Annotated in this window: 22 protein-coding genes and 2 pseudogenes; all 24 read left to right on the forward strand. The window is 39.4% G+C overall.

Annotation, left to right across the window (positions count from 1 at the left end; all coding sequences use genetic code 11):
- Positions 1-14: 14 nt before the first annotated feature.
- Positions 15-911 carry an Rpn family recombination-promoting nuclease/putative transposase gene (locus HRM2_RS12525; protein ID WP_015904378.1) on the forward strand — a complete coding sequence of 299 codons (897 nt, stop codon included), beginning with the start codon at positions 15-17 and terminating at the stop codon, positions 909-911.
- A 93-nt stretch (positions 912-1,004) separates the two neighbouring features.
- Positions 1,005-1,355, forward strand: a pseudogene (locus HRM2_RS12530) (adenylyl-sulfate kinase); the annotation flags it as partial.
- A 122-nt stretch (positions 1,356-1,477) separates the two neighbouring features.
- Positions 1,478-1,765 (forward strand): type II toxin-antitoxin system TacA family antitoxin, encoded by a 288-nt coding sequence (locus HRM2_RS12535; RefSeq protein ID WP_148214616.1) that lies wholly within the window; start codon positions 1,478-1,480, stop codon positions 1,763-1,765.
- Positions 1,762-2,283 (forward strand): GNAT family N-acetyltransferase, encoded by a 522-nt coding sequence (locus tag HRM2_RS12540; RefSeq protein WP_015904381.1) that lies wholly within the window; start codon positions 1,762-1,764, stop codon positions 2,281-2,283. Before HRM2_RS12535 ends, HRM2_RS12540 begins: the two co-directional genes overlap by 4 nt.
- A gap of 75 nt (positions 2,284-2,358) precedes the next feature.
- Complete coding sequence (gene rfbA / locus HRM2_RS12545; RefSeq protein WP_015904382.1) at positions 2,359-3,234, forward strand: glucose-1-phosphate thymidylyltransferase RfbA; 876 nt, start codon at positions 2,359-2,361, stop codon at positions 3,232-3,234.
- Positions 3,235-3,238: 4 nt separating this feature from the next.
- Positions 3,239-3,787, forward strand: coding sequence for a dTDP-4-dehydrorhamnose 3,5-epimerase (gene rfbC / locus HRM2_RS12550; RefSeq protein WP_015904383.1), 549 nt, complete (start codon positions 3,239-3,241; stop codon positions 3,785-3,787).
- A 94-nt stretch (positions 3,788-3,881) separates the two neighbouring features.
- A complete protein-coding gene (locus HRM2_RS12555) occupies positions 3,882-5,321 on the forward strand; it encodes a helix-turn-helix domain-containing protein (RefSeq protein ID WP_015904384.1) in 1,440 nt (479 codons plus the stop codon).
- A 380-nt stretch (positions 5,322-5,701) separates the two neighbouring features.
- Complete coding sequence (locus HRM2_RS12560) at positions 5,702-6,352, forward strand: sugar phosphate nucleotidyltransferase (protein ID WP_456297566.1); 651 nt, start codon at positions 5,702-5,704, stop codon at positions 6,350-6,352.
- Positions 6,353-6,356: 4 nt separating this feature from the next.
- Entirely contained in the window at positions 6,357-6,905 is a 549-nt protein-coding gene (gene rfbC, locus HRM2_RS12565; protein ID WP_015904386.1) for a dTDP-4-dehydrorhamnose 3,5-epimerase, read from the forward strand.
- Between the two features lie 179 nt (positions 6,906-7,084).
- Positions 7,085-8,218, forward strand: a complete 1,134-nt coding sequence (locus HRM2_RS12570; RefSeq protein ID WP_015904387.1) for a glycosyltransferase family 4 protein — start codon at positions 7,085-7,087, stop codon at positions 8,216-8,218.
- Positions 8,219-8,291: 73 nt separating this feature from the next.
- A complete protein-coding gene (locus HRM2_RS12575) occupies positions 8,292-9,623 on the forward strand; it encodes a lipopolysaccharide biosynthesis protein (RefSeq protein ID WP_015904388.1) in 1,332 nt (443 codons plus the stop codon).
- A 67-nt stretch (positions 9,624-9,690) separates the two neighbouring features.
- Positions 9,691-10,875: a Coenzyme F420 hydrogenase/dehydrogenase, beta subunit C-terminal domain gene (locus HRM2_RS12580; RefSeq protein ID WP_015904389.1), complete on the forward strand. Its 1,185-nt coding sequence runs from the start codon at positions 9,691-9,693 to the stop codon at positions 10,873-10,875.
- A gap of 3 nt (positions 10,876-10,878) precedes the next feature.
- On the forward strand, positions 10,879-11,994 hold the full coding sequence (locus HRM2_RS12585) for a polysaccharide pyruvyl transferase family protein (RefSeq protein ID WP_015904390.1): 1,116 nt from the start codon (positions 10,879-10,881) through the stop codon (positions 11,992-11,994).
- 272 nt (positions 11,995-12,266) lie between these two features.
- Positions 12,267-12,386 (forward strand): annotated as a pseudogene (locus HRM2_RS28445) (acyltransferase); the annotation flags it as partial.
- Positions 12,387-12,522: 136 nt separating this feature from the next.
- Positions 12,523-13,419, forward strand: coding sequence for a sulfotransferase family protein (locus tag HRM2_RS26040; protein ID WP_015904392.1), 897 nt, complete (start codon positions 12,523-12,525; stop codon positions 13,417-13,419).
- A gap of 51 nt (positions 13,420-13,470) precedes the next feature.
- Entirely contained in the window at positions 13,471-13,908 is a 438-nt protein-coding gene (locus HRM2_RS12595; protein WP_015904393.1) for a serine O-acetyltransferase, read from the forward strand.
- Between the two features lie 822 nt (positions 13,909-14,730).
- The gene (locus tag HRM2_RS28325; RefSeq protein ID WP_148214617.1) at positions 14,731-14,913 is read left to right on the forward strand and encodes a transposase; all 183 of its coding nucleotides are present in this window, start codon (positions 14,731-14,733) and stop codon (positions 14,911-14,913) included.
- Positions 14,914-15,406: 493 nt separating this feature from the next.
- Positions 15,407-16,660, forward strand: coding sequence for an O-antigen ligase family protein (locus tag HRM2_RS12605; RefSeq protein WP_041273245.1), 1,254 nt, complete (start codon positions 15,407-15,409; stop codon positions 16,658-16,660).
- A gap of 60 nt (positions 16,661-16,720) precedes the next feature.
- Positions 16,721-17,920, forward strand: coding sequence for a glycosyltransferase family 4 protein (locus HRM2_RS12610; protein ID WP_041273246.1), 1,200 nt, complete (start codon positions 16,721-16,723; stop codon positions 17,918-17,920).
- Positions 17,921-17,934: 14 nt separating this feature from the next.
- Entirely contained in the window at positions 17,935-18,933 is a 999-nt protein-coding gene (locus tag HRM2_RS12615; protein ID WP_015904396.1) for a radical SAM protein, read from the forward strand.
- 3 nt (positions 18,934-18,936) lie between these two features.
- The gene (locus HRM2_RS12620; protein WP_015904397.1) at positions 18,937-20,037 is read left to right on the forward strand and encodes a glycosyltransferase family 4 protein; all 1,101 of its coding nucleotides are present in this window, start codon (positions 18,937-18,939) and stop codon (positions 20,035-20,037) included.
- 929 nt (positions 20,038-20,966) lie between these two features.
- Positions 20,967-22,385 (forward strand): IS66 family transposase, encoded by a 1,419-nt coding sequence (gene tnpC, locus HRM2_RS12625; protein WP_041273938.1) that lies wholly within the window; start codon positions 20,967-20,969, stop codon positions 22,383-22,385.
- A 105-nt stretch (positions 22,386-22,490) separates the two neighbouring features.
- A complete protein-coding gene (locus HRM2_RS12630) occupies positions 22,491-23,882 on the forward strand; it encodes an IS4 family transposase (RefSeq protein WP_049770444.1) in 1,392 nt (463 codons plus the stop codon).
- 211 nt (positions 23,883-24,093) lie between these two features.
- A complete protein-coding gene (locus HRM2_RS12635; protein ID WP_015904400.1) occupies positions 24,094-25,545 on the forward strand; it encodes an IS4 family transposase in 1,452 nt (483 codons plus the stop codon).
- Positions 25,546-25,548 lie beyond the last annotated feature (3 nt).

The raw sequence follows: 25,548 nt of genomic DNA on the forward strand, positions 1-25,548 counted from the left end.
ACGATGACCCCAATATGAAATCCCATGATCACAATTTTAAAAATCTGTTTTTGGATTTTCCAAAAGAAACCCTGGATTGGTTCTTCCCCCAGGCAGGTCAAAGCTGGGGCAAGGTACTTGATGTTGAATTTTTACGGCAGGAGCCTAAAAAACACAACCTGTCGGATTCGAGCCTTGAACTGGACATGCCGATCCTGTTCAACTTTGAAAATCAGCAACTGCTTTTATGGCTGGTGGAGTTCCAGGAAGACAAAAGTAAATTTTCCATTTATAAATTGCTGCGCTACACAACCGACCTGATGGAAACCCATCCAGATGCCTTGGTCATACCAACTGTTTTATTCACCGACAGAAAAAAATGGAGCAAGGCTGTGTTGCAACAACTGCATGCACAGCTACATGACCGCATGTTCCTGCATTTTGAGTATGTATTTCACAAGTTGTTTGACTTGAACGCCCGGGATTATTACAATGTGGATAACCCAGTGGTCAAAATACTGCTGCCAAAAATGCATTACAAAAAAGAAGACCGAATTGAGGTAATTCGGCAAGCATACGCAGGGTTGTTTCAGCTTGTTTCCAGCGGGCTTTTTGATAAATATGTTGATTTTATTGACACATACGCGGAAATAGAAGACCAGGAACAACTGAACTTGTACAATGAAATTGTTCAACACAAGGAGACAGCAATGTTAGCGCAATATATTAGAGAAAGAGGCATGCAGGAGGGCAGAAAAGAGGAAAGGAAGCAGAGCCTAATTTCCTTTATCCGCAAGGCAAAACAAGAAGGTGTTTCTGTGCCAACCATTGCCAAAATTGTTGATCTGGATGTTTCCATGGTCAATAAAATATTGAACAATGAAGATATTGATATTCCCCTACACCTTCTGGATTCTGCAGATCCCCTCTGATCTTTACAGTAGCTGGGTCCACCAGTGTAGTCCAAGCCTGCCATAACTTCCTAACTTAGGTGAACCTTAAAATGCTGTTTTTGGCCCCCCAAAAGACCTGTCACCCTGCTCGATGGTGACATAGTCAGAAGAAACCTCTCCTCGGAACTCAATTTCTCCAAGGAACACAGGGACATCAACGTCAAAAGAATCGGATTTGTGGCGGCAGAGATAACCAAAAACAGGGGCATTGCCATCTGTGCCCCCATTGCCGAGTGCGAGAAAAGGGACCGAAAAGGCATGTATGCCAAGGCAAGGGCAGGGCTGTTAAAAGGGTTTACCGGCGTGGATGATCCCTATGAAGATCCCATCAATCCTGAACTTCGCATTGACACCACAAATCTCACCCCGGAAGAAGCGGCCCAGGAGGTCATGCTCTACATCAGCCAGAAGGGGTTTATTTGATTCCCTTACCATGAATAACATCCAATAACACCAATAAGCCAAGCCTGACCCTCGTTTGACAAAGGCACCATTATGACATACAATTTCATGATGTATTAATGAAAACGCAGGGGATTATTAGCATGGATGCAGAAACTCAAAATAAAAACGAACGGATAAACCTCCGTGTGAAAAGCAGCGCAAAGCGCCTTATAGATCTTGCAGCAGGTTTTGAGGGCAAAACAGTCAGTAATTTTATACTGACCAGTGCCTTAAAGCATGCAGAGAAAACAGTACAGGAACATCAGACAATGACATTGAATGCAGAAAATTCAAGAATTTTCTTTGATGCATTGGATGATCCGGTATGTTTCAATCAAAAGCTGACTGCGGCCTTTGAAGAATATGATAAACGCGTCATCACCAAATGACAGATTGCCAGAATCTGATTATAACGCCGCTGAATACCGCCCATAATAGACCAGGATTCCATTGTAACGTAGAAGCGCTGGATAATTATATCCACAAACAGGCTGGGCAGGATATCAAACGCCGCATCAATCGTGTTTTCGTTGCATCACTTCCTGACACACCAGAAGTGATATTGGGCTATTACAGCCTGAGCACATTATCAATCAAACTTAGCCAATTGCCTGAAACATTGACCCGAAAGTTACCAAAACATCCGATTCCTGCTGCTTTAATTGGCAGATTGGCGGTCAGTAAAAATGTTCAGGGACGCGGCATTGGTAAAATGATGCTGGTGGATGCTATTAAGCGCACCCTGTCGGTCAGTGAACAGATCGCAATTTATGCCATGGTTGTGGACGCTATTAACGACACTGCAAAAGAATTTTATGAACAATTCGGGTTTAATCGCTTAAGCGATGACAGCCCAAGACTCTTTTTACCCCTGAAATCTTTTGAAGACAATAGAACTTCAAAATAAGAACCCAGATACTTTACCCCCAATAACACCAATAAGCCAAGCCTGACCCCATAGGACGACCCCATAGGAACTATTATGCGTAAAGGAATTATACTTGCCGGCGGCTCAGGAAGCCGGCTATATCCCCTGACCTATTCAGTGAGTAAACAACTGATGCCTGTTTATGACAAGCCGATGATCTACTATCCCTTGTCGACATTGATGCTTTCAGGTATTACACAGATCCTGATCATCACCACCCCCCAGGATCTCAACAGTTTCAAGCATCTTCTGGGTGATGGATCCCAATGGGGAATCTCCCTGGAGTATGCTGTCCAGCCCTCCCCGGACGGACTTGCCCAGGCATTTATCATTGGAGAAGAATTTATCCAAAATGACCCTGTCACACTGGTCCTGGGCGATAATATCTTCCATGGTGAAGGGTTGTCAGACCGCCTGCAGGTCATTGCAAAAAAAGAAAAGGGTGCAACCGTTTTTGGATATTATGTCAAAGATCCCAAACGGTATGGCGTTGTTGGATTTGACAGCAATGGCTGTGCCACAAGCCTGGAAGAAAAACCCGAAGTTCCAAAGTCCAACTATGCCGTTACCGGACTTTATTTTTACGATAATGATGTGGTCCGGATTGCCAAAGGAATCAAACCTTCTGCCCGGGGAGAGCTTGAAATAACAGACGTAAACAAAGTCTATCTCCGGCAGGGCAATTTAAAGGTAGAATTGTTCAGCCGGGGAACGGCCTGGCTTGATACCGGCACCCACGAATCCCTGCTGGATGCAGCCACCTTTATCAGGGTTGTGGTCGACCGCCAGGGGTTAAAAATTGCCTGCCCCGAAGAGATCGCGTTCAGGATGAAACTCATCAATGCAGAACAATTGAAAAGATTGGCAGAACCCATGAAGAAAAATGGCTATGGCCAATACCTCTTAGACCTTTTACACAAAACAAGATAAACGAATGAAATATACCCAGCTCAGCATACCCGAGGTTGTATTGATCACCCCCCAAGTTTTTGGGGACCACCGGGGATTCTTCATGGAAACCTTCCGGGACGACGAATTTAAAGAAAATGTAGCCCATGCAACCTTTGTCCAGGACAACCACAGTAAATCCACCCAAAACATTCTGAGGGGTCTCCACTACCAGATCAAACACCCCCAGGGCAAACTTGTCCGGGTGATCTCGGGTGAAGTCTTTGATGTGGCCGTTGACATACGTAAATCTTCCCCGTTTTTTGGACGCTGGTCAGGTGCAACCCTTTCAGCAGAAAACAAAAATATGCTATGGATTCCACCAGGATTTGCCCATGGCTTTTATGTCCTGAGCAATGAAGCAGAATTTACATATAAATGCACTGACTACTATGCGCCGGAACACGAAAGGTCCATCCGATGGGATGATCCTTCCATTGCAATTGACTGGCCCATCATCCATGGCACAGTGCCAATATTGTCACAAAAAGATAAAGAGGGATCAACCTTTGGTGACGCAGAGGTGTTTTCATAAAAAAGATCCCAGATTTGAAACAAGAGAATCCCCCCTTTACCCCCCAATAACACCAATAAGCCAAGCCTGACCCCAACATGATGATGCCCCCAACATGAAAGTATCTGACTTAACCTGGGACCCATTTATCTACCCAAGGGCAAACAAAAGCCAGAAGACCATCACTGCCTATGTTGAAGCCCTTGGCAGCGGGGCTCAATTTCCGCCCATCAAGGTTCAAAGGGTGTTTAACTATGACGATGGTGATCGCTCAGCCATCTTCACCCTGGTCATAGACGGCATCCACCGCTGGTTTGCGTTTCAGGAAAAGGGAATTAAGGCGATTGAAGTTGTTGAGTGGCAGACTACTGCCCTTGATTACAAGGAACACAAAACAGCCCTTCTCCTTGAATCGGCTGTCTGCAATATCAGCCATGGGGATCGTTTAAACACCAGCGATAAAAAGCGGACTGCCCGTGTGATTGCAGAAAGTGACCCGGAGAGCAAATGGACGGAGTCTGCCCTGGCAGAGAAACTCGGTGTTCGTCAACAGACTGTAAACGGGTGGATCTCAGATATCCGTGCCAGGCAGAAAACAAACCGGAACAGCACGATTCTCCGTTTAAGCCGCCTTGGATGGATTCAGGAAAAAATTTCTGACGTAATGGGTGTGAGCCAAAACCGCATATCCGAAATTATCGGAAATACCATTTTTGGTAATTTCGATAATTTGATCGCCCAGGGCCATGATATGGAATATATTGCCCGGCATTTCCAGATGGACCTGTCCCTTGCCTGGGCCCTGAGGCTTACTGGTAAAAAAGACCAGGAAAAATTCAAAGCCCTTGGGTGGGGACTTCGCACCTGGGACCAGTGGTCGTTTAACGAATGTGACCAGCGATTCGGAGAGGATTGGCCAGGCAGAATACCGGCCCAGCTGGTTGCCCACACTCTGTTTTATTACACAAAACCCGGCGACCTTGTGCTTGATCCCATGGCCGGAGGAGGTGTGGTGCCGGATGTCTGCCTGATCTTTGAAAGAAAATGCCAGGCCTTTGATCTTGCAACCCAGGAAAATCGACCCGAGATAGAGTATCACCATTGGAATCCGCAAAAGAAGAAATGGCCCGCCACAAAAAAGCCGGACCTGATTTTTTTCGATCCCCCCTATTTCACCAAAAAGAAAAAAGCATACAAGGAAAAGGCAACCAGGCAAACCCCGTCCATCTCTTCGTATAAAAAAAAAGATTATGAGCAATTTTTCAGGGCTTTTTTCCTCCTGGCCCGGGAAAACACAAAACAAACCCGCATGGCCTTTCTCAATGCAGACTGGTACGATTTTGAATCCACACCCGCCCCACTGGAGGATCCCGATAAATCCATCACCATATTTGATTTTCACAGACTTTTGTCAAAAACGGGGTGGAGAACCATCCGCCGAATAGAAACACCCCTGTCATCGGCCCGTATGAGTGGGAACCAGGTGCAAAAAATGCAAAATCTACAAATTTTAGGAACCACTGGCAGAACGCTTTTAATCGCAAAAAAAGTATAGGGAGATTGTCATGAAATTACTGGAATGGGAAGTAAATGAAGACAGTTAGCAGGAGCAGATTCTAATCCCTGAAGCAATAAGAACCCTTGCAGCAAAAGAGGGGATCAGTACTGAAAACAAACAGAAAGTAGCCGCCCGGATACAGAACCTCAATACTGGAGAAGTATACATTGGACGACTGGCTATTACTGGAAATAATCAGCTTTATCTGCCAACAGAAATTCAAAAGATGCTCGTAAAATCAGGTCGGATAAGAATACAACTGGTGTGAATTATTTCAATTATGCCAATAAGCCAAGCCTGACCCCACTGACCTACCCCCCCAGGATATAGACAACTTCAAGCATCTTCTGGGTGATGGTTCCCAATGGGGCATCTCCCTGGAGTATGCTGTTCAGCCCTCCCCGGACGGACTTGCCCAGGCATTTATCATTGGAGAAGAATTTATTCAAAATGATCCTGTCACACTAGTTCTGGGCGATAATATCTTCCATGGTGAAGGTTTGTCAGACCGCCTGCAGGTCATTGCAAAAAAAGAAAAGGGTGCAACCGTTTTTGGATATTATGTCAAAGATCCCCGACTGTATGGCGTGGTTGGATTTGACAGCAATGGCAGTGCCACGAGCCTGGAAGAAAAACCCGATGTTCCTAAGTCCAGCTATGCAGTTACCGGACTTTATTTTTACGACAATGATGTCATCCGGATAGCCAAAGAGATCAAACCCTCTGCCCGGGGAGAACTTGAAATAACAGATGTAAACAAAGTCTATCTCCAGCAGGGTAATTTAAAGGTTGAGCTGTTCAGCCGGGGAACAGCCTGGCTTGATACCGGAACCCACGAGTCCCTATTGGATGCAGCCACCTTTATTCGAGTTGTGGTCGACCGCCAGGGGTTAAAAATTGCCTGCCCCGAAGAGATCGCGTTCAGGATGAAACTCATTGATGCTGAGCAATTGGAAACGTTAGCAGAACCCATGAAGAAAAATGGTTATGGCCAATACCTATTAGACCTTTTGAATAAAGCAAGATAAAAAAATGGAATATACCCAGCTCAACATACCGGATGTTATTTTAATGGAACCCCAGGTATTCGGGGATCACCGGGGATTCTTCATGGAAACCTTTCGGGATGACGAATTTAAACAAAAGGTGGTCCATACAACCTTTGTCCAGGATAACCACAGCAAATCCAGCCAGAACATTTTAAGGGGACTCCACTACCAGATCAAACAACCCCAGGGTAAACTTGTCCAGGTGACTTCAGGTAAGGTCTTTGATGTGGCAGTTGATATAAGAAAATCTTCACCCTTTTTTGGAAAATGGTCAGGTGCAACCCTTTCAGCAGAAAACAAAAAGATGCTCTGGGTTCCCCCGGGTTTTGCCCACGGTTTTTATGTGTTAAGTGATGAAGCAGAATTTACCTATAAATGTACAGACTATTATGCGCCTGAACATGAAAGATCCATCCTGTGGAATGATCCTTCCATTGCCATTGATTGGCCCATTATCCATGGTGCATCTCCCATCTTATCTCAAAAGGATATCGACGGAGTAACCCTGGACAAGGCTGAGGTATTTGCATAAAGGTTCTTTTTCATATCTCGAGAGCTTTGCATAATTAAGATTTTCTTCGGTCAAGATTCCTGGAACTTGGCTCGCTAAAAAGACAATAGCCGTGCAAAGGTTTCTGAGAGTGGTGTCCTGGCCCGACTTTTAAAGGAAGCCCCAAAAACTTAATTTACCGAAGGAACATAAATCACTGAATGAAATTAGCAATTGTTAGAACAGCTGCCGGCAGCTTGAAAACAACCCATTACAATGTTCAGGAAATTGGTTTGGGGCTGTCTCTAATTCGCCATGGTTTCAATGTAGACTTTTATTCTAAATTTTTAGACATTGATCATGTCACAACCTATGAGTGCATTGATGGCTGTGAGTTACGACTAATTCCCTTATCAGGAATATGTTTTAAGCAGATAACCTTTTATCCTGGTTTAATAAAAGAACTAACCTCTCAAAATTATGATGTCGTGCAGGTTCATGAAGATTCTCAGTTAATGTCGCCTATGATAGTAAAGAATCTTAAAAAAAACGATGTAAAAACAATTCTTTATCAGGGTATGTATAAAAACCATAAAGGTATCGGAAGAATTTATCAGGTAGTTTTGGATTATATCTGGAAAAATATTACCATCAAAAATTCTGACCTTTGTTTAGCAAAAACGACTGCGGCAAAATCTTATCTCGAGGTCAAAAGGTATAAAAGAATTGAGGTTCAACCTATTGGCATAAATATCTTGAATAGTGAAAAAAAGTTCCCTTTATTTGATCAAATCAAGGGATTTAGAGAAAATTTTAGATTCGCTTTTTTTTATGTAGGTATCTTTGAACCCAGAAGAAACGTTATATTTCTGCTTGAATTGCTGAAAAAATTTATTGACACGTTTGGAATGAGAGAAGCTTGCCTGATTGCGGTTGGGAAAGGACCAGATTTAAATAAATTCAAGCGAAAGATTAAAGACTTGCAGATATCAAACAATGTTTTTCAAATAGATTCGATACCAAACGATCAATTACCCAAGATATACAAATTAACGGATATTTTTTTATTGCCATCTCAATATGAAATTTATGGAATGGTTATTCTGGAAGCCTTGCTTTATGGCATTCCTGTGTTCTCAACAAAAAATGCAGGTGCTGTGGATATAATTAAAAAAGAAAAGTTTGGCATATTGATGGATTTAGACCTCGATAACTGGTTTGAAAGACTCAATAGGTACCTTCATTCTAAATATATAGCAGATGAAAGATTTAAAAAGTTGAGAAGTCTATTTATTTGCGATAATTTTTCTTGGGATATTCTTGCTGAGCGATATGTATATCTTGTGCGGCATTGAAATTTTTTTACTGTATATTAGATAACGTCCGGGGTAAATAATCACTGTAAACCACCATACCAAACAAATCTTTATGATTCAAAAAATAAAAAATAATGCCTCACTGTTAACCAGTAAATTAGATGTACATACGCGAAGCGTGTTAAAAAAATCAGCGGCATCAACCGTTGTAAAAGCTACCGGTATGCTCATTAGTGTTGTGGTAAGTATTTTTATTGGAAGGACTATCGGCGCTGATGGATTGGGAATAATCACTCTAAGTCATAAAGTTGCAAATATCCTTATTGCAGTAGGTCTGTTGGGCATATATCAGGTGATCATTAAGGAAGTGGCAATTGCCCATAACAAAAACAATTTTGAGCACATTGGCAGCGTAATAAATACGGCCTATTGGCTAAACGGGTTATTTACCTTGGTACTCTCCGTTATATTTATTCTGCTTTCGCCCTGGTTGGCCAATAATGTTTTCCACGAACCACGTTTAACATATCCACTTATGATCACTTTAGTCGTATCGACACCCCAAGTGTTTTCGAGAATCTATTCTGCCGCACTGATTGGTTACCATAAAATCTGGCAAAGCAATCTGGTAAATCAAGCATTAAGTATTGCAGTTACTGGGGGGCTGTTATTTGCAGCCTGGTTATCACAATGGACTATCACATTAAACATGGTTGCCGTTACCTATGCCATAGGATGGGTCTTCGTCACCTTAAGTGTTGGTATGTACTGGAGGACCCTATATACGCATGATACAAAAAGTACCCTGATACCGAAACAACTACTGGTAACATCAATGCCACTATTTTGGGTTACTGTTTCAACGATGGTGGTTACAAGTTCAAGTGCTGTGATACTAGGGTGGCTGGAAAGTTCAAAAAATGTTGGGATTTTCACAACAGCAGCGCGTATTGCACTGCTGACAAGTTTCCTACTACAGGTAACTAATGCCGCAATCTCACCAAAGTTAGCAGCCCTTTATGAAAGTAACAAAAAAGAAGAAATGGAAAAAATGGTCCAAAGAATTACTTTGGGACTGGGTATCATTGGCCTTTTTCAAACCTTGTTTTTGGTTGTAGCCGGGCGATATATATTATCTTTGTGGGGTAATGAATTTGAAGAAGGATATTGGATTCTTATCATATTAAGCGTGGGACAACTCTTTAATATTGGAACAGGCGCTGCAGATACGCTTCTGGTTATGTGTGGACAAGAAAAAATCCAAAAAAACATCTCAATTATCTTTATGTGTTTCAATCTTGTAAGTAGTTTCATTTTTATTAAATATTATGGTATTTACGGGGCTGCAGTTGCAACTGCATTAACTGTGATAGGGCAGAATATCACCCGCTTAATTTTGGCAAAAACTAAAATTGGCATATCAACCATTTCAATATTTAAATAGTTAATTTGAAGGCTTTAATTGGTGCATTGGTTATTATTCTATATTATAGAAATTGTAAGTGAGCTATATGTTAAAAAATATCGCAGAAACTAAAGACTTGATGGAAAGATGTTATGGGTGTCGAGCTTGTGAACAGATATGTAAAAATAATGCTATTCAAATTATCCTGAATAAAGAAGGTTTCTTATATCCTCAAATTGATATAAACAACTGTATTGAGTGTCGTCTATGTATCAATGTTTGCCCAGTATTAGAGCATCCTAAGCAAGAAAATGATAAACCACTAAAGGTTTTCGCAGCATGGTCAAAAGATCATAAACGACGGGAATTTGCGACGTCTGGGGGAATGTTCTTTGAGATTGCACAAAAAACGATACAGAAGGGTGGTGTGGTTTTTGGCGCTGCTTATGATAGAAACTGGAATCTTGAACACTCTAAAGCTGAAACTTTAGAAGGATGTGTAAAGTTTTGCGGATCTAAGTATGCCCAGAGTAATACGAAACTTACCTATTCAGAGGTTAAGCAATACCTTGAGGATGGCAGGTTCGTTTATTACACTGGAACGCCATGTCAAATTGCCGGACTGAAAAATTTTTTAAAGTCTGATCATCCATATTTAATAACCTCCGATATTGTATGTCATGGAACGCCGAGTAATCTTCTTTTCAAAAAAGAAATTCTCTGGCGAGAAACCCAGAAAGGCAAAAGAATTGAGTCTCTATCATACCGAAACAAAGACAGGTTCGGCTGGGGATATGATTGCAAGATAATATGGTATAATGGAAAAATAGAGTATGAGGATTCTTGCAACAGTCCTTTTTTTAACGGGTTTTGGGAGAACAAAACCCTTCGAAAGTCTTGTTATGCCTGTCAATTTGCCAGTATCCCTCGAATGGGAGATATTACTTTGGCCGATTTCTGGGGGGTAAAAAAACATGTTAAAAGGATACGGCATACTGGCAAAGGCGTATCGATGATACTGGTAAATTCGAAAAAAGGCGAACAGTTATTGCAGACCCTTGATAATGTAGAGTTCCATAATTCCGATCTACATACAGCTTTGAGTGTACAGGCACATCTATCAAGACCGGTTAAACAGCCCGCCTCAAGAAACCGGATATATGATGAGGCCTATACTGAGGAATACGGCCATTTTGCAAGATACAATATAGTGTCAAGCCGAATCGCTGAGTTAAAAAGGCACCTAAGGAATTTTATAAAACGAATTATCTTGTGGAAATACTGGAAATAAAAGATGATAAAAAGTTTAATTTTTTACAAGACAACCGCTGCAGTCGATAATACCGGTGAAGTTTTAATTTACAAGAGTTTGTTGGAACAGCTTCGGCAATATGGTGATGTTATTGTTGATGACAGACACAAGATGTATGCCATGTTCCATAAATGGATGGGGGTTGAAAACAATGAACGGCTAAGTCGTTTCTCCGACCGTTCTTTTATTGCAAGTATGATACTTGAAGCTATTAAAGGCCTTGTAATAAAAAGGCAGGTTGCCTTTGTCACAGGAGTCGGTGAACATAAATATACTACGATAAAATCTGCTGTTAAAAATCTGCTGGCAGCCTGTTTCTTGGCTCTTCTGAAGGTATTGCGAGTTAAAGTTGTGAGAATAGGTATGTCAATTCAGTTAGCTGGCAGGTTGACGAGGGATTCTGAGAAGATCCTCTCAATTTTTGTAGACCATTATTATGTTCGGGATTCATTATCACAGGAGCACTGTCTGAAAGCAGGTATTAAAAAGGTTAAAGTAGCACCAGACCTGTCATGGGGTTATGCTGTTAACCAAAACAGTTGGCCAAAAAATAGCACACAGATAACGAATATAATGTTTTCTTTTAGATCATCAATATACAACGATGATTTGAAAAAAATTGAATCTCTGAAAGTTGCCATCCGATTTCTTGCAGATTATATAAATTCCAATTTTGATTGCAACATATATATAAGCTATCAGGTAACACAGGACAAAGCCTTTGCAGAGGAAGTGTGTCGATATTTGGCTATATATTTTGACAATATTTCGTTCGTTAAAGAGCAGGTTACCCTTGATAACGCAGCTGAATATTACGGAAATGCAAACGTGGTGTTCAGCAATCGCCTTCATGCTTTATTGCTTGCCTATAAATTTGGTGCATTACCAATAGGTATAATTGATGTACCATTGCAGCAGAAAATCGTCGGAATTTTCAAAGACATTGGCTTTCCAGAGCTTCTCTATCACATTGATGAAATAAAAAGTATCTCCATCTCCGAAAATGACATTGATGAGACAGTTCAGGCCATTAAAAATGTAGAAAAAAATAATACCAGGATTTTGAATGAAATTTTTGTTAAAATTTTTAAGCCGTAAGTTGTTTTTACAAAAAAAGAATAACCCTTAAACCTTATTTTATTATACTATGCAAAAAATTAAGTTATTTGTAATTGATTTTTTAGCGCTTCTGCCAGGCTATATTTTGGGAACGTTTTCCAGGCATTTTTTTTATAAAATTTTAATGTATAGAATGAGGAGATGCACCAAGATTCGTCGTGGTACCATTATTTTGAGTCTACATAATGTGATTTTCGGAGATAATGTCAGGTTAAATAACGATTGCTGGCTGAATAGTGGCGGGTGCAATTATTTTACCAGGCGTACATATTGAAACAGGGGCAGTAATTGGAGCAGGTTCTGTTGTGACTAAAAACGTGGATTCCAATTGCATTGTGGGTAGTAACCCAGCACGCTTAATTAAAAGAAGAGATCTTGAAAGCAATAAAGTTGACAAATAAATTTACTATTTTCATCATTCCATAATGAAATGCTACTGTCTGCAGGAATAATATTACAGTTATTTACTTAGAAATCGAAAAATTGGATTTATAGTGGTTAAACAATATGGGAATAATTAATTTTTATTGCTTGGGTGCTCAGAAAGCAGGCACTTCTACACTACATGATTTGCTAAAAAACCATCCAGATATCTTTCTTCCAGAAATAAAGGAGGCAGCTTTTTATCAGGATGAAAAATTTTACCCAAAAGGCCGAGACTGGTATTTGGAGAGGTATTTTTCAAATAGATCTAAAGAAAAAATAGTTGGTAGTGTTTCTCCTGAGTTTTTGTTTTATCCTTGGGTGCCTAAGCGGATAAAAAATGAATTTGGTATTGATATAAAGTTTATAATAATTTTAAGGAATCCGTTGCTCAGAGCGATTTCCCATTACAATATGTCAAAAACAAGGGATTTAGAAAAAAGGGATTTCTTTTCTGCATTAAAAGGCAATCCTGATATGTCCGATTTTTTTTCTTTAAAACATTTCAGTTATCGACAACGCAGCCTATATTCAGAACAAATAGAAAGGTATCTGGACCTTTTTCCTAAGGAAAACTTTTTGTTTTTTACATTTGAAGAATTTGTAAAAAACCAACAGAATGTAGTTGATCGAATCACAAAATTCCTTGGAATTTCAAAGATGACCCTTCAAAAACGAATGCATAGCAACCAGGCATTCGATTACAAAATACCTTTCCTCCAGATATTAATCTGGAAGTTTCCTTATCTTTATTTTTCCATTAAAAGAATTTTTCCTAAAAATGTAAGAAAAATTCTTGCTCTACTTTTCAGAAGAAAGGTTAAAAGTAAATTCAAAATAAATGACCAGTTTATTTATAGCACACTAATTGAAGAACACTTTTCAAAAGATATAAAAAAGACCGAGGACTTGACTGGTTTGACTTTAAATTATTGGTTTAATAACCAACAGACAGACGAAACGAATGTAAGCGTAAATTGAAATGTGGATGTTCCATTTTAGCGACAGCATCTTTGATAGAGGAGTTGGCATATGGGTTTAGTGTTCTTATATAGATTATCAAACTTCCTATACAAAAAAAAAATACCAGTGATCCCTAAAATTATTCAAACCGTTATAAGGGTTATATATGCATGTTATCTGCCATACAGTGCCGAAATTGGACCTAAAACGGTATTTTTACATGGAGGACTCGGGGTAGTTATACATGAACATGCAAAAATCGGAGCTAATTGTGTAATTATGCCTAATGTCACCATCGGAGGAACAAGAAAGAAAAAAAGAGTTCCGGTTATTGGTGATAATGTTAAAATTGGAACCGGAGCAAAAATTATTGGTGGTATTGATGTCGGGTCCGGAGTCGTTATAGCAGCAAATTCAGTTGTAATAAAGGATCTTCCTGATAGAACACTTGTGGCTGGGGTGCCTGCACAAATCAAAAAAGTTGGAATTGATTTCAACTGCTACTAAGGAGAAATAATCTGTCAGTTTATTGGGTCTGAACAAAATGAGAGCAGGATGTTCGATGAGGGCGTTCAAAATTATTTGACAGTTAACAGAAAGCTGATATAGACATCAGCTTGAGAGTGGGGATTGACATGATCGCTGATAAAACAGAATTTTATTTTCAAAATAAACCTTAAAAAAATCCATGGGAAGAAACCCTTCGCCAGCAAGGAAGTAACCCGGACCTAAGTAATTAAAATCTTGCAGAAGGCAGTCTTGAAGCAGAACTTGATTCTCATCTCAGACAGTAAAAATCTGACAAAAAATGCAATAAAGGAACCATTAAGGCCATAAAATCTTTAGATGGGAAATTCGAACTGAAGCCCCTCGTGACAGGGATGGTACATTTTATCTAAAGTCGTCAAAAGCATCTAACACCACTATGCGATGAGATTGAGCAAAAGATGATAACCCTCTATGTCTGGGCATGAGCTCTAACGACATAACTGCCTATTTGAAAGGAATACACGGCCTTGAAATTTCAAATGCTACTTTGAGCGCCGTCACCGCCACAAGTATCTATACTGTTAAAGTTAAAAAGTGGCAGGCCAAGACGTTAGAGAATTTGTATCATATCGGTTGACTTGATGCCATCCATTATAAAATCGAAGAGAATGGGAAGGTTTGCAGCAAGGCTGTAAATACAATCTTTGGCGTGAAGAGCGAAGGGCACAAAGAAATCCTTTGGGTGTATGGACATATCAAAAAACGTAATTGCGAATTTCTGGCTCCAGGGAGTAACAGATATCCAAAATATAGGTGTTAAAAACATTATGATTACCTGTTTTGAAGGCCTTAAAGAGTTTCCAGAAACAAATTAGATCCATATTCCCGAAGACTGAGGTTAAATTTTGCGTAGTTTACCAAATCCGAAACTCCCTTCGGTATGTCGGTTCTAAAAACCAGAAACAATTTAGGGTAGACTTAAACGGGTTTATAAAGCGGTTAACAAGAAGTGGCCGAATCTGAGTTGGATATTCTGGAAAACAAATGGAATGAACAAGTATCCGATTGTTCTCAAACCCTATCGTAAAAACTGGGAACGCTTCAGCTAATATTTCAAGTATCCAGAATAAATTCCGGGTGATATCTTATAGTCGCAGGACTTTTTTAAGTCATACACAAGCAATTCCGCATATTTACAAAGACCAAGGGACCTTTCAAAATTCGGGCAGCCTGTTAAAACTGCTTTACTTGTGCAACCAAAATGCCAGTAAGAAATGGACTATGCCGATTCAAAACGGGTCTCCGACAATTTGCAGTTAGCCATCTTTTTTTTAAAGGAAAGCTTGATAAGGAACTAAAACGTGAGATGTATTTTTTTCTTGAGAATGAAAGGATTGTTGCTGGACCCGCTCAAGAGGAAGCTTTTCCTTTCGACAGGAAGTTATTGGGATGCCCATTCTCAGGGCCTATATTCCATTTCCACAATTTATCGGGGTAGATTTAAAATGTTAACCCCATGGCACAGAATTCTGAACATTCTCTTTTCGGTCACATATTGAAAATGATGAAATATTTAATTACTATTATCTCTATCTATTCTATTTTTAACAATTTTTTTGTATTTAAACTTGGAATTATTGATTTACGTGGTACACAATTAGGTGTAATGTGTCTATTATATATTACAGCTCTTAAATTTTTAAGAAGAGATCTAAAATTTAGATTCTATAGTAACGATAAATTCCTAATTGGATTTACCGTTGTGGTTTTCTTTGGTTGTCTATTTCATAAAAATGATGTTAGGATTTTACGTGAATCTGTTCAATGGGTCTATTTTATGCTTTTATATATCGTGTTTCGAAATTATTTTCAAAAACCATCAAATACCCAATTTTTTATCAATATCTTTTTAAAAACAACTTATTTGATTTTACTTATAGGATTTATAGATATAATATTTTTTAATAGTCAAATTCTAACGAGCACAATTAATTTATCGTGGCTAAATAGAACAAACGAAATTCGCGCTGAAAGATTATCTCTTTTCAATTTAGGACCTGTAGCTACTGCCGCAACTTTAATGACAATTTTATTTATGTATCTATCATTAAAAATGACCAAAAACAGGGCTTTTTTTTTAGTTTGCTTTGGTTTTATATTTTTAATCCTATGTACAAAATCAAGAGCTGCTTTCGGAATTTGTGGATTAGTACTATCTTTTTACCTGTATAAAAATTTACCAACTACCTTATTTTCAAATCTGATTAGATATACTTATATCCTAATCATATTGGCGACGCCTTTATTAATATCTTCCTTTTTTGTTTTTAAATCATTTACTGATGATATGTCTTTCCGATTTCATTATGTTGTATGGTTGGGTGCTTGGAAAATGTTTATCGGCTCACCTATTTTAGGTGTTGGCAGTGGGTTGTTTTACGAAAACATAACGCATTATTCATATCTTTTTGATTCTTTCAATTTACCTACATTAGGAATCGCTTCACATAATTTTATTTTAAATATTTTATCTGAGAATGGTATGCTTGGAGCACTTTTTATGTTTTTATTTCTTCAATATTTTTATCAAAAAAGAATATTGAAGAATTCTCCAACAACCATTTTGGCCGTCAGCTCCTTACTATTAATGAACCTTACCATGAATATCTTTATGGTTGATTTTTTTTGGATAATACTTGCATACCATTCTTCTCAAATAAAACCAAACTTGGACGCTACAGAACCAAAAAAGTTGGACCTGTGCGGTTAGCCTTTGCCATAAAAGCACGAAAATCAGAAATAAGAAATTAAAAGGTTTTTGTAAAACATAATGAGAATACTTATAGCCAATAAATTTTTCCATTTAAATGGTGGATCTGAACGAGTCTTTTTTCAAGAACGAAATTTTTTATTAAGCCAACGTCACTCTGTCATAGACTTTTCGATGGTTGATGACCGAAATTTTTCATCTGAGTTTTCATCTAATTTTGTTCCGAATATTAATTTCAACTCATCGGATGGTCTCTTTTCTAAAATTAACACAGCTGCGAAATTTATCCATTCCTCTGTGGCAACTCAAAAGTTGAGAGACTTATTAAAAAATGAAAAACCTCAGATCGCTCACTTGCACAATATATATCATCAACTGACCCCTTCCATTATTCCCGTATTAAAAGAAGAAGGGATCAAAGTTGTCTTGACGCTTCATGATTTCAAACTAATATGCCCCAATTACATCGCCCTACGAGGTGACAATTTTTGCCTAGAGTGTGAGGGACATAAATTCTGGAAGCCTCTTGTTTTAAATTGCCAGAATTCACATTTCAAAAGTTTGCTGTTATCTTTGGAGGCTATTTTTCATCAATGGAAAAGGAGTTATGAACAAGTTCACCTTTTTTTAGCTCCCAGTCAATTTATGGCAGATCAAATAAGCCGGAGAATACCAACTGAAAAGATAAGAGTATTGCATAATGGTATTGATCTAAAACTATATCAACCTCAGGATGACGATAACGGCTATGGACTCTATTTTGGAAGGTTATCTAAGGAAAAAGGAATTGAAACCTTGTTAAAAGCCCATAAAATCAATTCCAGTGAGATTCCTTTAAAAATTGTAGGGACAGGCCCCCTTGAGGCGAATTTGAAAAACGACTATCCTGATGCAGAATTTTTGGGCTATAAAACGGGTGACGAGCTTACTGAAATCATCAGCAGTGCAGCCTTCGTTGTTGTCCCGTCAGAATGGTATGAAAACTGCTCCATGGTGGTGTTAGAATCTATGGCACTGGGCAAACCCATTATCGGCAGCCGGATAGGAGGGATTCCTGAGCAAATAGAAGATGGTGAAACCGGTTTTTTGTTTGAAATGGGCAATATAGAGGAACTCGCAAAAAAGATGAACATATTAGCTAATGATAAAAATCTGAGGCGAAAATTTGGTAAAGCCGCCAGATTAAAAGTTGAAATTGAATATGACCTGGAGAAGCATTGTACTGAATTGGAATCAATATATAAAAAATTAATCAAATAAAATATGGAAAAATTATGGAAGCCTGCCTAATTGTAACTTACCGGTGCAATGCCAAATGTTATATGTGCAATACTTGGCAATCACCCAGCAAAATATCAGAAGAATATTCACCTGAATTAGTCGAAAAGATACCTGATGGATTAAACTTTATAAATATCACCGGTGGAGAACCATTTTTACGAGATGATCTTGAAGACATCATCAAAATCGCAGTGAAAAAATCAAACAGGGTTGTTATCAGCAGTAACGGCTATTTCACAAAGAAAATAGTTAGAATGGCCAAAAAATTTGGTAATAAAATTGGGTTTCGGATTTCTATTGAGGGACTGCCTGCGGCCAATGATGAACTCAGGGGACTAAAAGACGGATTTGATCATGGTCTTCGCACGCTTGTAACACTTCATAGTATGGGAATAAAGGATATTGGATTTGGCATGACGGTTTCCGACCGCAATGCCAAGGATATGATAGAGCTTTATCGTCTGGCAAATGCTATGGGGGTTGAATTTGCTACAGCCACCACCCACAATTCTTATTATTTCCATAAAGATGATAATAGTTTTTTAAACCCTAATTTAATTTCAAATGAATTTGAAAAAATTGCTGTTGAATTGTTGAAGACCAACAAACCCAAGAACTGGTTCCGTGCATATTTTAATATGGGGCTGGCGAACAAGGTAACAGGCGGGAAACGCCCCCTTCCATGTGAAGTAGGAACGGAAGTTTTTTTTCTTGATCCTTTCGGCAACATAGTGCCCTGCAACGGTTCTGATGCTCCAATGATCATGGGCAATCTGCATCAGCAATCATTTGATGATATCTGGACTAGTAAACAAGCAGAAACTATCCGTCAGCTGGTAAAAAACTGCGACAAACAATGTTGGATGATCGGTTCTGCTTCACCGGCTATGAAAAAAAAGATATCAGTTCCTGCTTTATGGGTCATGAAAAACAAACTTAAAGTAATGAAAAGTAAAGGTGAGAACATCTGTCTGGATCCGGTGGGGAAATAAAAAGTGAAAATTTTCGTTACTGGAACCCGGGGAATTCCGGATATCCCCGGGGGGGTTGAAAAGCATTGCCAGGAACTCTATCCCATTATAACTCAAATGGGGCATGAGGTTTTTGTTGCGACCCGAAAGCCATATGTTAAGAAAAAATCATTATCCTGGAAGTCTATCAAATTGATTCATACTTTTGCTCCCAGACAAAAAAGTCTTGAGGCAATTGTCCACACTTTTTTAGCTGTTGTGAAAGCCTGGCAGATGAATGTGGATGTCCTTCATATCCATGCAGTGGGGCCTGGATTAATGGTACCTTTTGCAAAACTTTTGGGTTTGAAGGTTGTAATAACAAATCATGGACCAGATTATGATCGTAAAAAATGGGGAAAAGCCGCAAAAGTTATGCTCAGGTTTGGTGAATACCTTGGAGGCAAATTTGCTGATGAGATAATTGTAATTTCCTCAGTCATTCAAAATATAATTAAACAAAGATGCAAACGAAGTTCATCTGTTATTTATAATGGTGTTCCATTTCCGGCTTTATCAAGAGAAACAGGTTTTATAAATAGAATTGGTGTAGAACCTGGTAGATATATTATTGCCGTGGCAAGATTTGTTCCTGAAAAAGGGCTTGATTTGCTAATTAATGCCTTTCAGCCGCTTAGTAAAAATTATAAACTGGTAATTGCTGGTGATGCCGATCATGAGACAGAATATAGCCGCACCCTTAAACAGATGATTGATAAGGACGACAATATTATACGGACGGGTTATATTACAGGGGAACCTTTAAATCAATTATTCTCCCATGCAGGTCTTTTTGTTCTCCCTTCCTTTCATGAAGGGTTGCCCATCTCCCTACTTGAGGCCATGAGCTACGGGCTTTCAGTGTTAGTCTCTGATATTCCGGCTAACCTGGAAGTGGACCTTGAGGAAAATAGATTCTTCAAAACTGGGGATTTGAATGATTTAAAAGAAAAATTATCCTATCATCTTTGCCATGAAATTTCTGACCAAGAGAAGGGCTATTTCAGAAAACAAATTCAAGAGAAATATAATTGGAAAAAAATTGCAGAGCAGACAATAGGGTGTTATGCAAAAGCGCTCTCCTAAAGGCCCTAATAACTTGATTTTGAATATGAATTTACTCAACTTTCTGAGAAGTAAATTTATCTCAAAGCCCCTGTTAATGAGAATTTTTATCTATTTGTTATGCCGAAATATCAATCGTTTCCCCCATTATCACGTCAATCATGGAGTTTATAACCTTATCAGACAACTAAATTCTCTGGCAAAGTCATCTTGTTTAAGACTCTGTATTAAATCCCTTGCAGACTCGTGTTTTTGAAGGTGGAAAAATGATAATGCGTTCAGTTAGTCTTGAAATATCATTTTCAATGGTCGATATCCGTCTGATTTGAGTTCAGGGACTTTGAACAAAATGTCCTGTAGAGGTAATAAATATTGTCCGAATGATCGAGAGTCAAATTTCACTTTACTATTATTTATGGGAAGCGTTTTCATAAAAAATATTCTTGTCATAATAGTAGGTTGTAACAAGTTTCGTGTCACATTAATTACTTTTTATCAAGTAAAAAAAATATGAGCAAACTAAAAGTACACATACAAAAACCTAACCGGACACCACTGATAACATACAAAAATGTCATTGCGTTTTCTGAAAAGGCACGATATTAAATCCATAGCGGAAATGAGAGCTGTGGGCAAATTGCAGCGGCATTGTTCAACAGCATTTGTATCTATTCAGCCTCGAAAAAAAATGAGTCAATTTTTATTTTTTACTTGACAGTGTTTTTTTGAGAAAAATAAATTTTTGAGTTGTATTTCAGGCTTTATCCGTTTAAAGAGGATAGTCCCTATAATAGACTATTACCTCAACAATCCGGTCACGGTCAATGGCCAGCCATATGGGATAAAAACAAATGTAACCTGAGGCAACCTGAAGCGAAAAATTTGTCTCTAAAAACCTATGTTATAATACCTCCATAAATAAACGATGTACATGGAGGTTTTTGTTGGGAATAAAGGTGGATTCCATCGACGTAGATGAAACAGTTAAGACAGCCAGGAAATTGCTGGAAGAGGAACAGATTTCTCCGGCATTGAAAGCTGCACTTGACGTCTTGTTTTTGTTGGTCACTTTATTGTGTAACCGCCTGGGCCTTAACAGCAGTAACAGCAGCAAGCCTCCCTCTTCAGATCCCAATCGAAAAAAGACAAAGAGAGAACCGGGGGTAAATAAGCCCGGCGGACAAGCTGGGCATATCGGCAGTACTCTGGAAAGAGACCCGAATCCTGATTTTGTAGAACCCATAAAGGTTGACAGAGCCACCCTGCCCGAGGGTACTTACAAAGAGATAGAACCTGTTGTCAGGCAGGTGATTGATATCGACATCTCAAAAGTCGTGACGGAATATCGGGCTCAAGTACTTGAGGATAAAAATGGCATACGCTATACCGCTGTTTTCCCTGAAGGCGTCACCAAAGCCGTTCAGTATGGTGTCAGTGTGAAGGCCCACGCCACATTTTTTTCTCAGTATCAGCTGATTCCCTATGACAGGGTAGAAGAAACTTTCAGGGATCAGTTGGGAATTCCCATCAGCAAAGGGTCAATATATAATTTCAACAAAGAGGCCTTTATAAAACTGGAGGAGTTTGATCAAATTGTCAAACGCAGACTGTTCCAGTCACATTTATGTCATGCCGATGAGACCGGCATCAATATAAATAGTGTCAGGCGCTGGCTGCATTGCACATCCAATGCGCTCTGGACCTATTTTTTCCCACATGAAAAAAGAGGCAAGGAGGCCATGGATGAAATAGGAATTCTTCCCCTATTCAAAGGCATTCTTTGCCACGATCACTTGAAACCATATTTGAAATATGATTGTCAGCATTCCCTTTGCAACGCTCACCACTTGAGGGAGTTAGAGCGGGCATGGGAACAGGATAATCAGACATGGGCCAGGGACATGAGGGATTTGTTGAAAGAGATCAATATTGCGGTGGATGATGCCGGTGGCCAACTCAAACAGGCAGATTCTGAAAACTACCGAAAAAAATATCGGGATCTGCTGGAAACAGCCCAAGGGGAATGCCCGCCACCTGATGAAAACAAGAGGAAAAAAGGACAACGGGGCCGACTCAAGCGCTCTAAATCAAGAAGTCTTCTTGAACGATTGGTGGACTATGAAACGGAAACTCTGAGATTCATGGACGACTCCATAGTGCCCTTTACCAACAATCAGGGTGAAAATGATCTCAGAATGACCAAAGTTCAGCAGAAGATATCCGGGTGCTTCCGCTCCGAGGAGGGTGCGAAAATTTTCTGTCGGGTTCGAAGTTATCTTTCCACGTGCAAAAAACATGGGATGATGGCAAGCGAAGCATTGCGCATTTTATTTGAAGGCAAGCTTCCCGATTTTTGCTATGAAGATTAGTCAAGTTAAGGAATTGCCCTGCTGTTTATTTCGATAATCAGCAAGGGGCTATATTTCGAGGCTGAATAGATACCCATAAACAAACATAGCAAAGAAAGGAACCTCATCAAAAAGAATAATACCCCAGTAGCCCCTGAAGATCAATCAATAACCCCTGATAAGCTCGGAATTTTTGGCAATTACTTCTCCATATTAAAGGTAGGAAACATGCTAAACAAATCGGGGATAACCAAAACAAAAGGTGCATCACTCCTGGAATTGTTCACAATTGTTTTCAACCTTGCATTTGTCGGCAAGAATCTTTTTGAAGGTGTGGTTCGGAATAAAAAGATAGGTGTAGGTAAAGATGCTGTATATGATTTTTTGAATTCCCCCAGATATAACTGGAGACGTTTCACACTTTTTCTTTGCAGCCGGATTTATATTCTCATTAAAAACCTTTTGGATAATTCTTCTGAAGAGGTCCTCATTATTGATGATTCAACCTATGACAGAAGCCGTTCAAAAAAAGTTGAACTTCTTTCCAAGGTTTATGATCATTGCACCGGCAGATATTTGAAAGGATTCAGGATGCTGACTCTTGGGTGGTCTGATGGAAACAGTTTTCTTGGAATCGATTTTGCCCTGTTATCATCAAAGGATGAAAAAAACCGATATAATGAAATCAACCCTAAGATTGATAAAAGAACCTGTGGCTATAAACGCCGCAAAGAGGCAATAACAAAATCCACTGAGTTGCTCGAACCCATGGTTAAAAGAGCCATAAATCTTGGCATTCGGGCAAAGTACCTTGTAATGGATAGCTGGTTTTCAATGCCTTCAGCTATCTCGACTCTTCGCAAACACATCCATGTCATATGTATGTTGAAAGATCAATGGAAATGGTTCTACACATATAATGGGAAAAAGTTCCGCCTCAGTGACCTCTATGGCAAGCTTAAGAAACAAAGAGGACCGTCTCAAATCAAGGCCAGTGTCATTGTCACATTGTCAGACGGGAATAAAGCAAGAATCATTTTTGTGTCCTGCGATACGAAAAGGGGATGGTTGGCTGTTTTATCAACAGATGTTTCCATTGCTGAAGAAGAAATACTACGACTATACGGCAAGCGTTGGGATATAGAAGTCTTTTTCAAAATGTGCAAGCAACACCTGAAGCTGGTCAAAGAGATTCAGATTCGCAACTATGACTGTCTGATCGGGCACACTTCCTTAGTGATAGCCCGGTATAATATTTTGAGCCTATTCCAAAGAGAAGGCATTGATCAGCGATCTTTTGGAGATATATTCAGAGCCTGCAATGAAGAATTGACCAATATAACCTTCATTGAAGCTCTGAAGAGAATAATACAACTGGCCACGGCCACACTGCGTAAAGCACATAAGTTGTCAGATAAAGTCATAACCGCCATGTTTGACGTGATAATGGGGCAAGCTGCTATATATTTTGGCCTATCTGACAATAAAAGACCCCAATTGGCGGGGGTGTTGGGTTAGATTTACTTCTCAGAAAGTTGAGTTTAATAGTATAGGAATTTCCATTTTTTGTAGGGTGATATTAAATACTCAAGTTTCGCACCCCCTTCGGGATGATTAAGAGTTAAAAATATCTTAAATTTTTACTACTTTTTATAGAAAAGGACTCCTGATAGTGGTATATATAAGCTGCTGAATTCAAACATAAACCACACAAAGGAGTCCTTGAAATATGTTTACCAGAAATTGCCGAAATTTTAAAGGAGAAATCGAGTTTTACCTGAAGAATGGCCAGAATGTTTTTGATTCGAAAATCGATGGTGTCTTCCAATCTCTGAAAATGAAGACCTGGCTCTGTCGTGCAAATATTAAAAAGCAAGAGGGGTATCATGCTGCGCATCTCCTGTTCATATTGTTCATGTTGCCGTTACTACAAATCAAGACCGTCCACTCTTTTTGCCGGAAACAGTGGCAACAGTGGTCTGTCAGCAGAAAGGACACCTATTATCGGTTTAAACAAAACACCAGCTATAGGTGGCGGGCATTTATGAACGGCATAAACCATGAAATTTTTAAAAGTGTTGAAGTTCATAACCTCCCTCAGGAAGATCTGTGTTTTGTAATTGACGACACCATCCTCCAGAAAACAGGCAAAAAGATCGAAAATGTCACCTACCTCCATGATCATAATCTTGGCAGGTCGGTACTCGGATTCTGCATTGTCACCCTGGGACTTTTTGCAAACAATGCTTTTTATCCTCTTGACCATGCCTATTTTTTCAGCAATAAACGGCATGCCAAAACTCCGGAAAAAATCGGAGATCCAAGAAGTAGTAGTGGTCTCCGCAGCTATGAAGCCAAGCATCGCACCAAACTGGAATTAGCCTTGTCCATGATCCGCAGAGCGGTGGAAGCCGGTATGCGTCCTGGCTATGTACTATTCGACAGTTGGTACTCCTGGCCTTGGTTCATCCAAGCAATTCGAAACATTCATCGAGATATTCATGTTGTCTGTCGGCTTAAAGACAGCAATGTTCATTATTGGTATAATGGTCGGAAATACAGGCTCTCTAAACTCTATCAGAAAATTCGAAATGGTTTCAGGAAAGATGTCCGTACAGGCTTACTGCTGAAAAGGGTCAAAGTAACGCTGCCTGATTGTGATGAGCCAGTGGTAATCGTGTTTTCCAAAGGTTATCAAGAACCTGAATTAGAAGCGGTAAACGGTCGGAAAAAGAAAAAAGAACCCTCTTGGGTAGCATTCCTTTGTACAAATCCCAAACTACATTCATCTTCAATCATTAAGAAGTACATCAAACGATGGCCAATCGAAGTATGTTTCAAAGAATGCAAACAGATGCTCGGCCTTGGCAAAGACCAATCCAATGATTTCAACGGGCAGGTAAATTCGTCCACCTTGAGTTTTCTGAGATACAACATCCTGAACTACCTCAATGTTGCCGAGAACTATTCAACTATGGGCGGCCTTTTCGAAAGATTGGTCGATGACGCTGCTGTAAAAAGCTACTCAACACGATTGTGGGAGTTTTTCCGTGGCCTTTTTCATGTCAGTTTTTCAAAGATCTTTGACCTCTTCGATATTCAAGAGGATTTTCAGGCCTATCTTGACACTTTAGAGCACGCACTGACTGGATTCACACCCTTTCAGGGGTGCGAAACTTGAGTT

Origin of the sequence: Desulforapulum autotrophicum HRM2 (assembly GCF_000020365.1) — a bacterium.
GTDB classification, from domain to species: domain Bacteria; phylum Desulfobacterota; class Desulfobacteria; order Desulfobacterales; family Desulfobacteraceae; genus Desulforapulum; species Desulforapulum autotrophicum.

What these genes read in the sequence shown, in the direction of transcription:
- HRM2_RS12525 (WP_015904378.1), top strand. Translation starts at nt 15, where the DNA reads ATGAAATCCCATGATCACAATTTTAAAAATCTGTTTTTGGATTTTCCA.
- HRM2_RS12535 (WP_148214616.1), top strand. Translation starts at nt 1,478, where the DNA reads ATGGATGCAGAAACTCAAAATAAAAACGAACGGATAAACCTCCGTGTG.
- HRM2_RS12540 (WP_015904381.1), top strand. Translation starts at nt 1,762, where the DNA reads ATGACAGATTGCCAGAATCTGATTATAACGCCGCTGAATACCGCCCAT.
- rfbA (WP_015904382.1), top strand. Translation starts at nt 2,359, where the DNA reads ATGCGTAAAGGAATTATACTTGCCGGCGGCTCAGGAAGCCGGCTATAT.
- rfbC (WP_015904383.1), top strand. Translation starts at nt 3,239, where the DNA reads ATGAAATATACCCAGCTCAGCATACCCGAGGTTGTATTGATCACCCCC.
- HRM2_RS12555 (WP_015904384.1), top strand. Translation starts at nt 3,882, where the DNA reads ATGAAAGTATCTGACTTAACCTGGGACCCATTTATCTACCCAAGGGCA.
- rfbC (WP_015904386.1), top strand. Translation starts at nt 6,357, where the DNA reads ATGGAATATACCCAGCTCAACATACCGGATGTTATTTTAATGGAACCC.
- HRM2_RS12570 (WP_015904387.1), top strand. Translation starts at nt 7,085, where the DNA reads ATGAAATTAGCAATTGTTAGAACAGCTGCCGGCAGCTTGAAAACAACC.
- HRM2_RS12575 (WP_015904388.1), top strand. Translation starts at nt 8,292, where the DNA reads ATGATTCAAAAAATAAAAAATAATGCCTCACTGTTAACCAGTAAATTA.
- HRM2_RS12580 (WP_015904389.1), top strand. Translation starts at nt 9,691, where the DNA reads ATGTTAAAAAATATCGCAGAAACTAAAGACTTGATGGAAAGATGTTAT.
- HRM2_RS12585 (WP_015904390.1), top strand. Translation starts at nt 10,879, where the DNA reads ATGATAAAAAGTTTAATTTTTTACAAGACAACCGCTGCAGTCGATAAT.
- HRM2_RS26040 (WP_015904392.1), top strand. Translation starts at nt 12,523, where the DNA reads ATGGGAATAATTAATTTTTATTGCTTGGGTGCTCAGAAAGCAGGCACT.
- HRM2_RS12595 (WP_015904393.1), top strand. Translation starts at nt 13,471, where the DNA reads ATGGGTTTAGTGTTCTTATATAGATTATCAAACTTCCTATACAAAAAA.
- HRM2_RS12605 (WP_041273245.1), top strand. Translation starts at nt 15,407, where the DNA reads ATGGCACAGAATTCTGAACATTCTCTTTTCGGTCACATATTGAAAATG.
- HRM2_RS12610 (WP_041273246.1), top strand. Translation starts at nt 16,721, where the DNA reads ATGAGAATACTTATAGCCAATAAATTTTTCCATTTAAATGGTGGATCT.
- HRM2_RS12615 (WP_015904396.1), top strand. Translation starts at nt 17,935, where the DNA reads ATGGAAGCCTGCCTAATTGTAACTTACCGGTGCAATGCCAAATGTTAT.
- HRM2_RS12635 (WP_015904400.1), top strand. Translation starts at nt 24,094, where the DNA reads ATGTTTACCAGAAATTGCCGAAATTTTAAAGGAGAAATCGAGTTTTAC.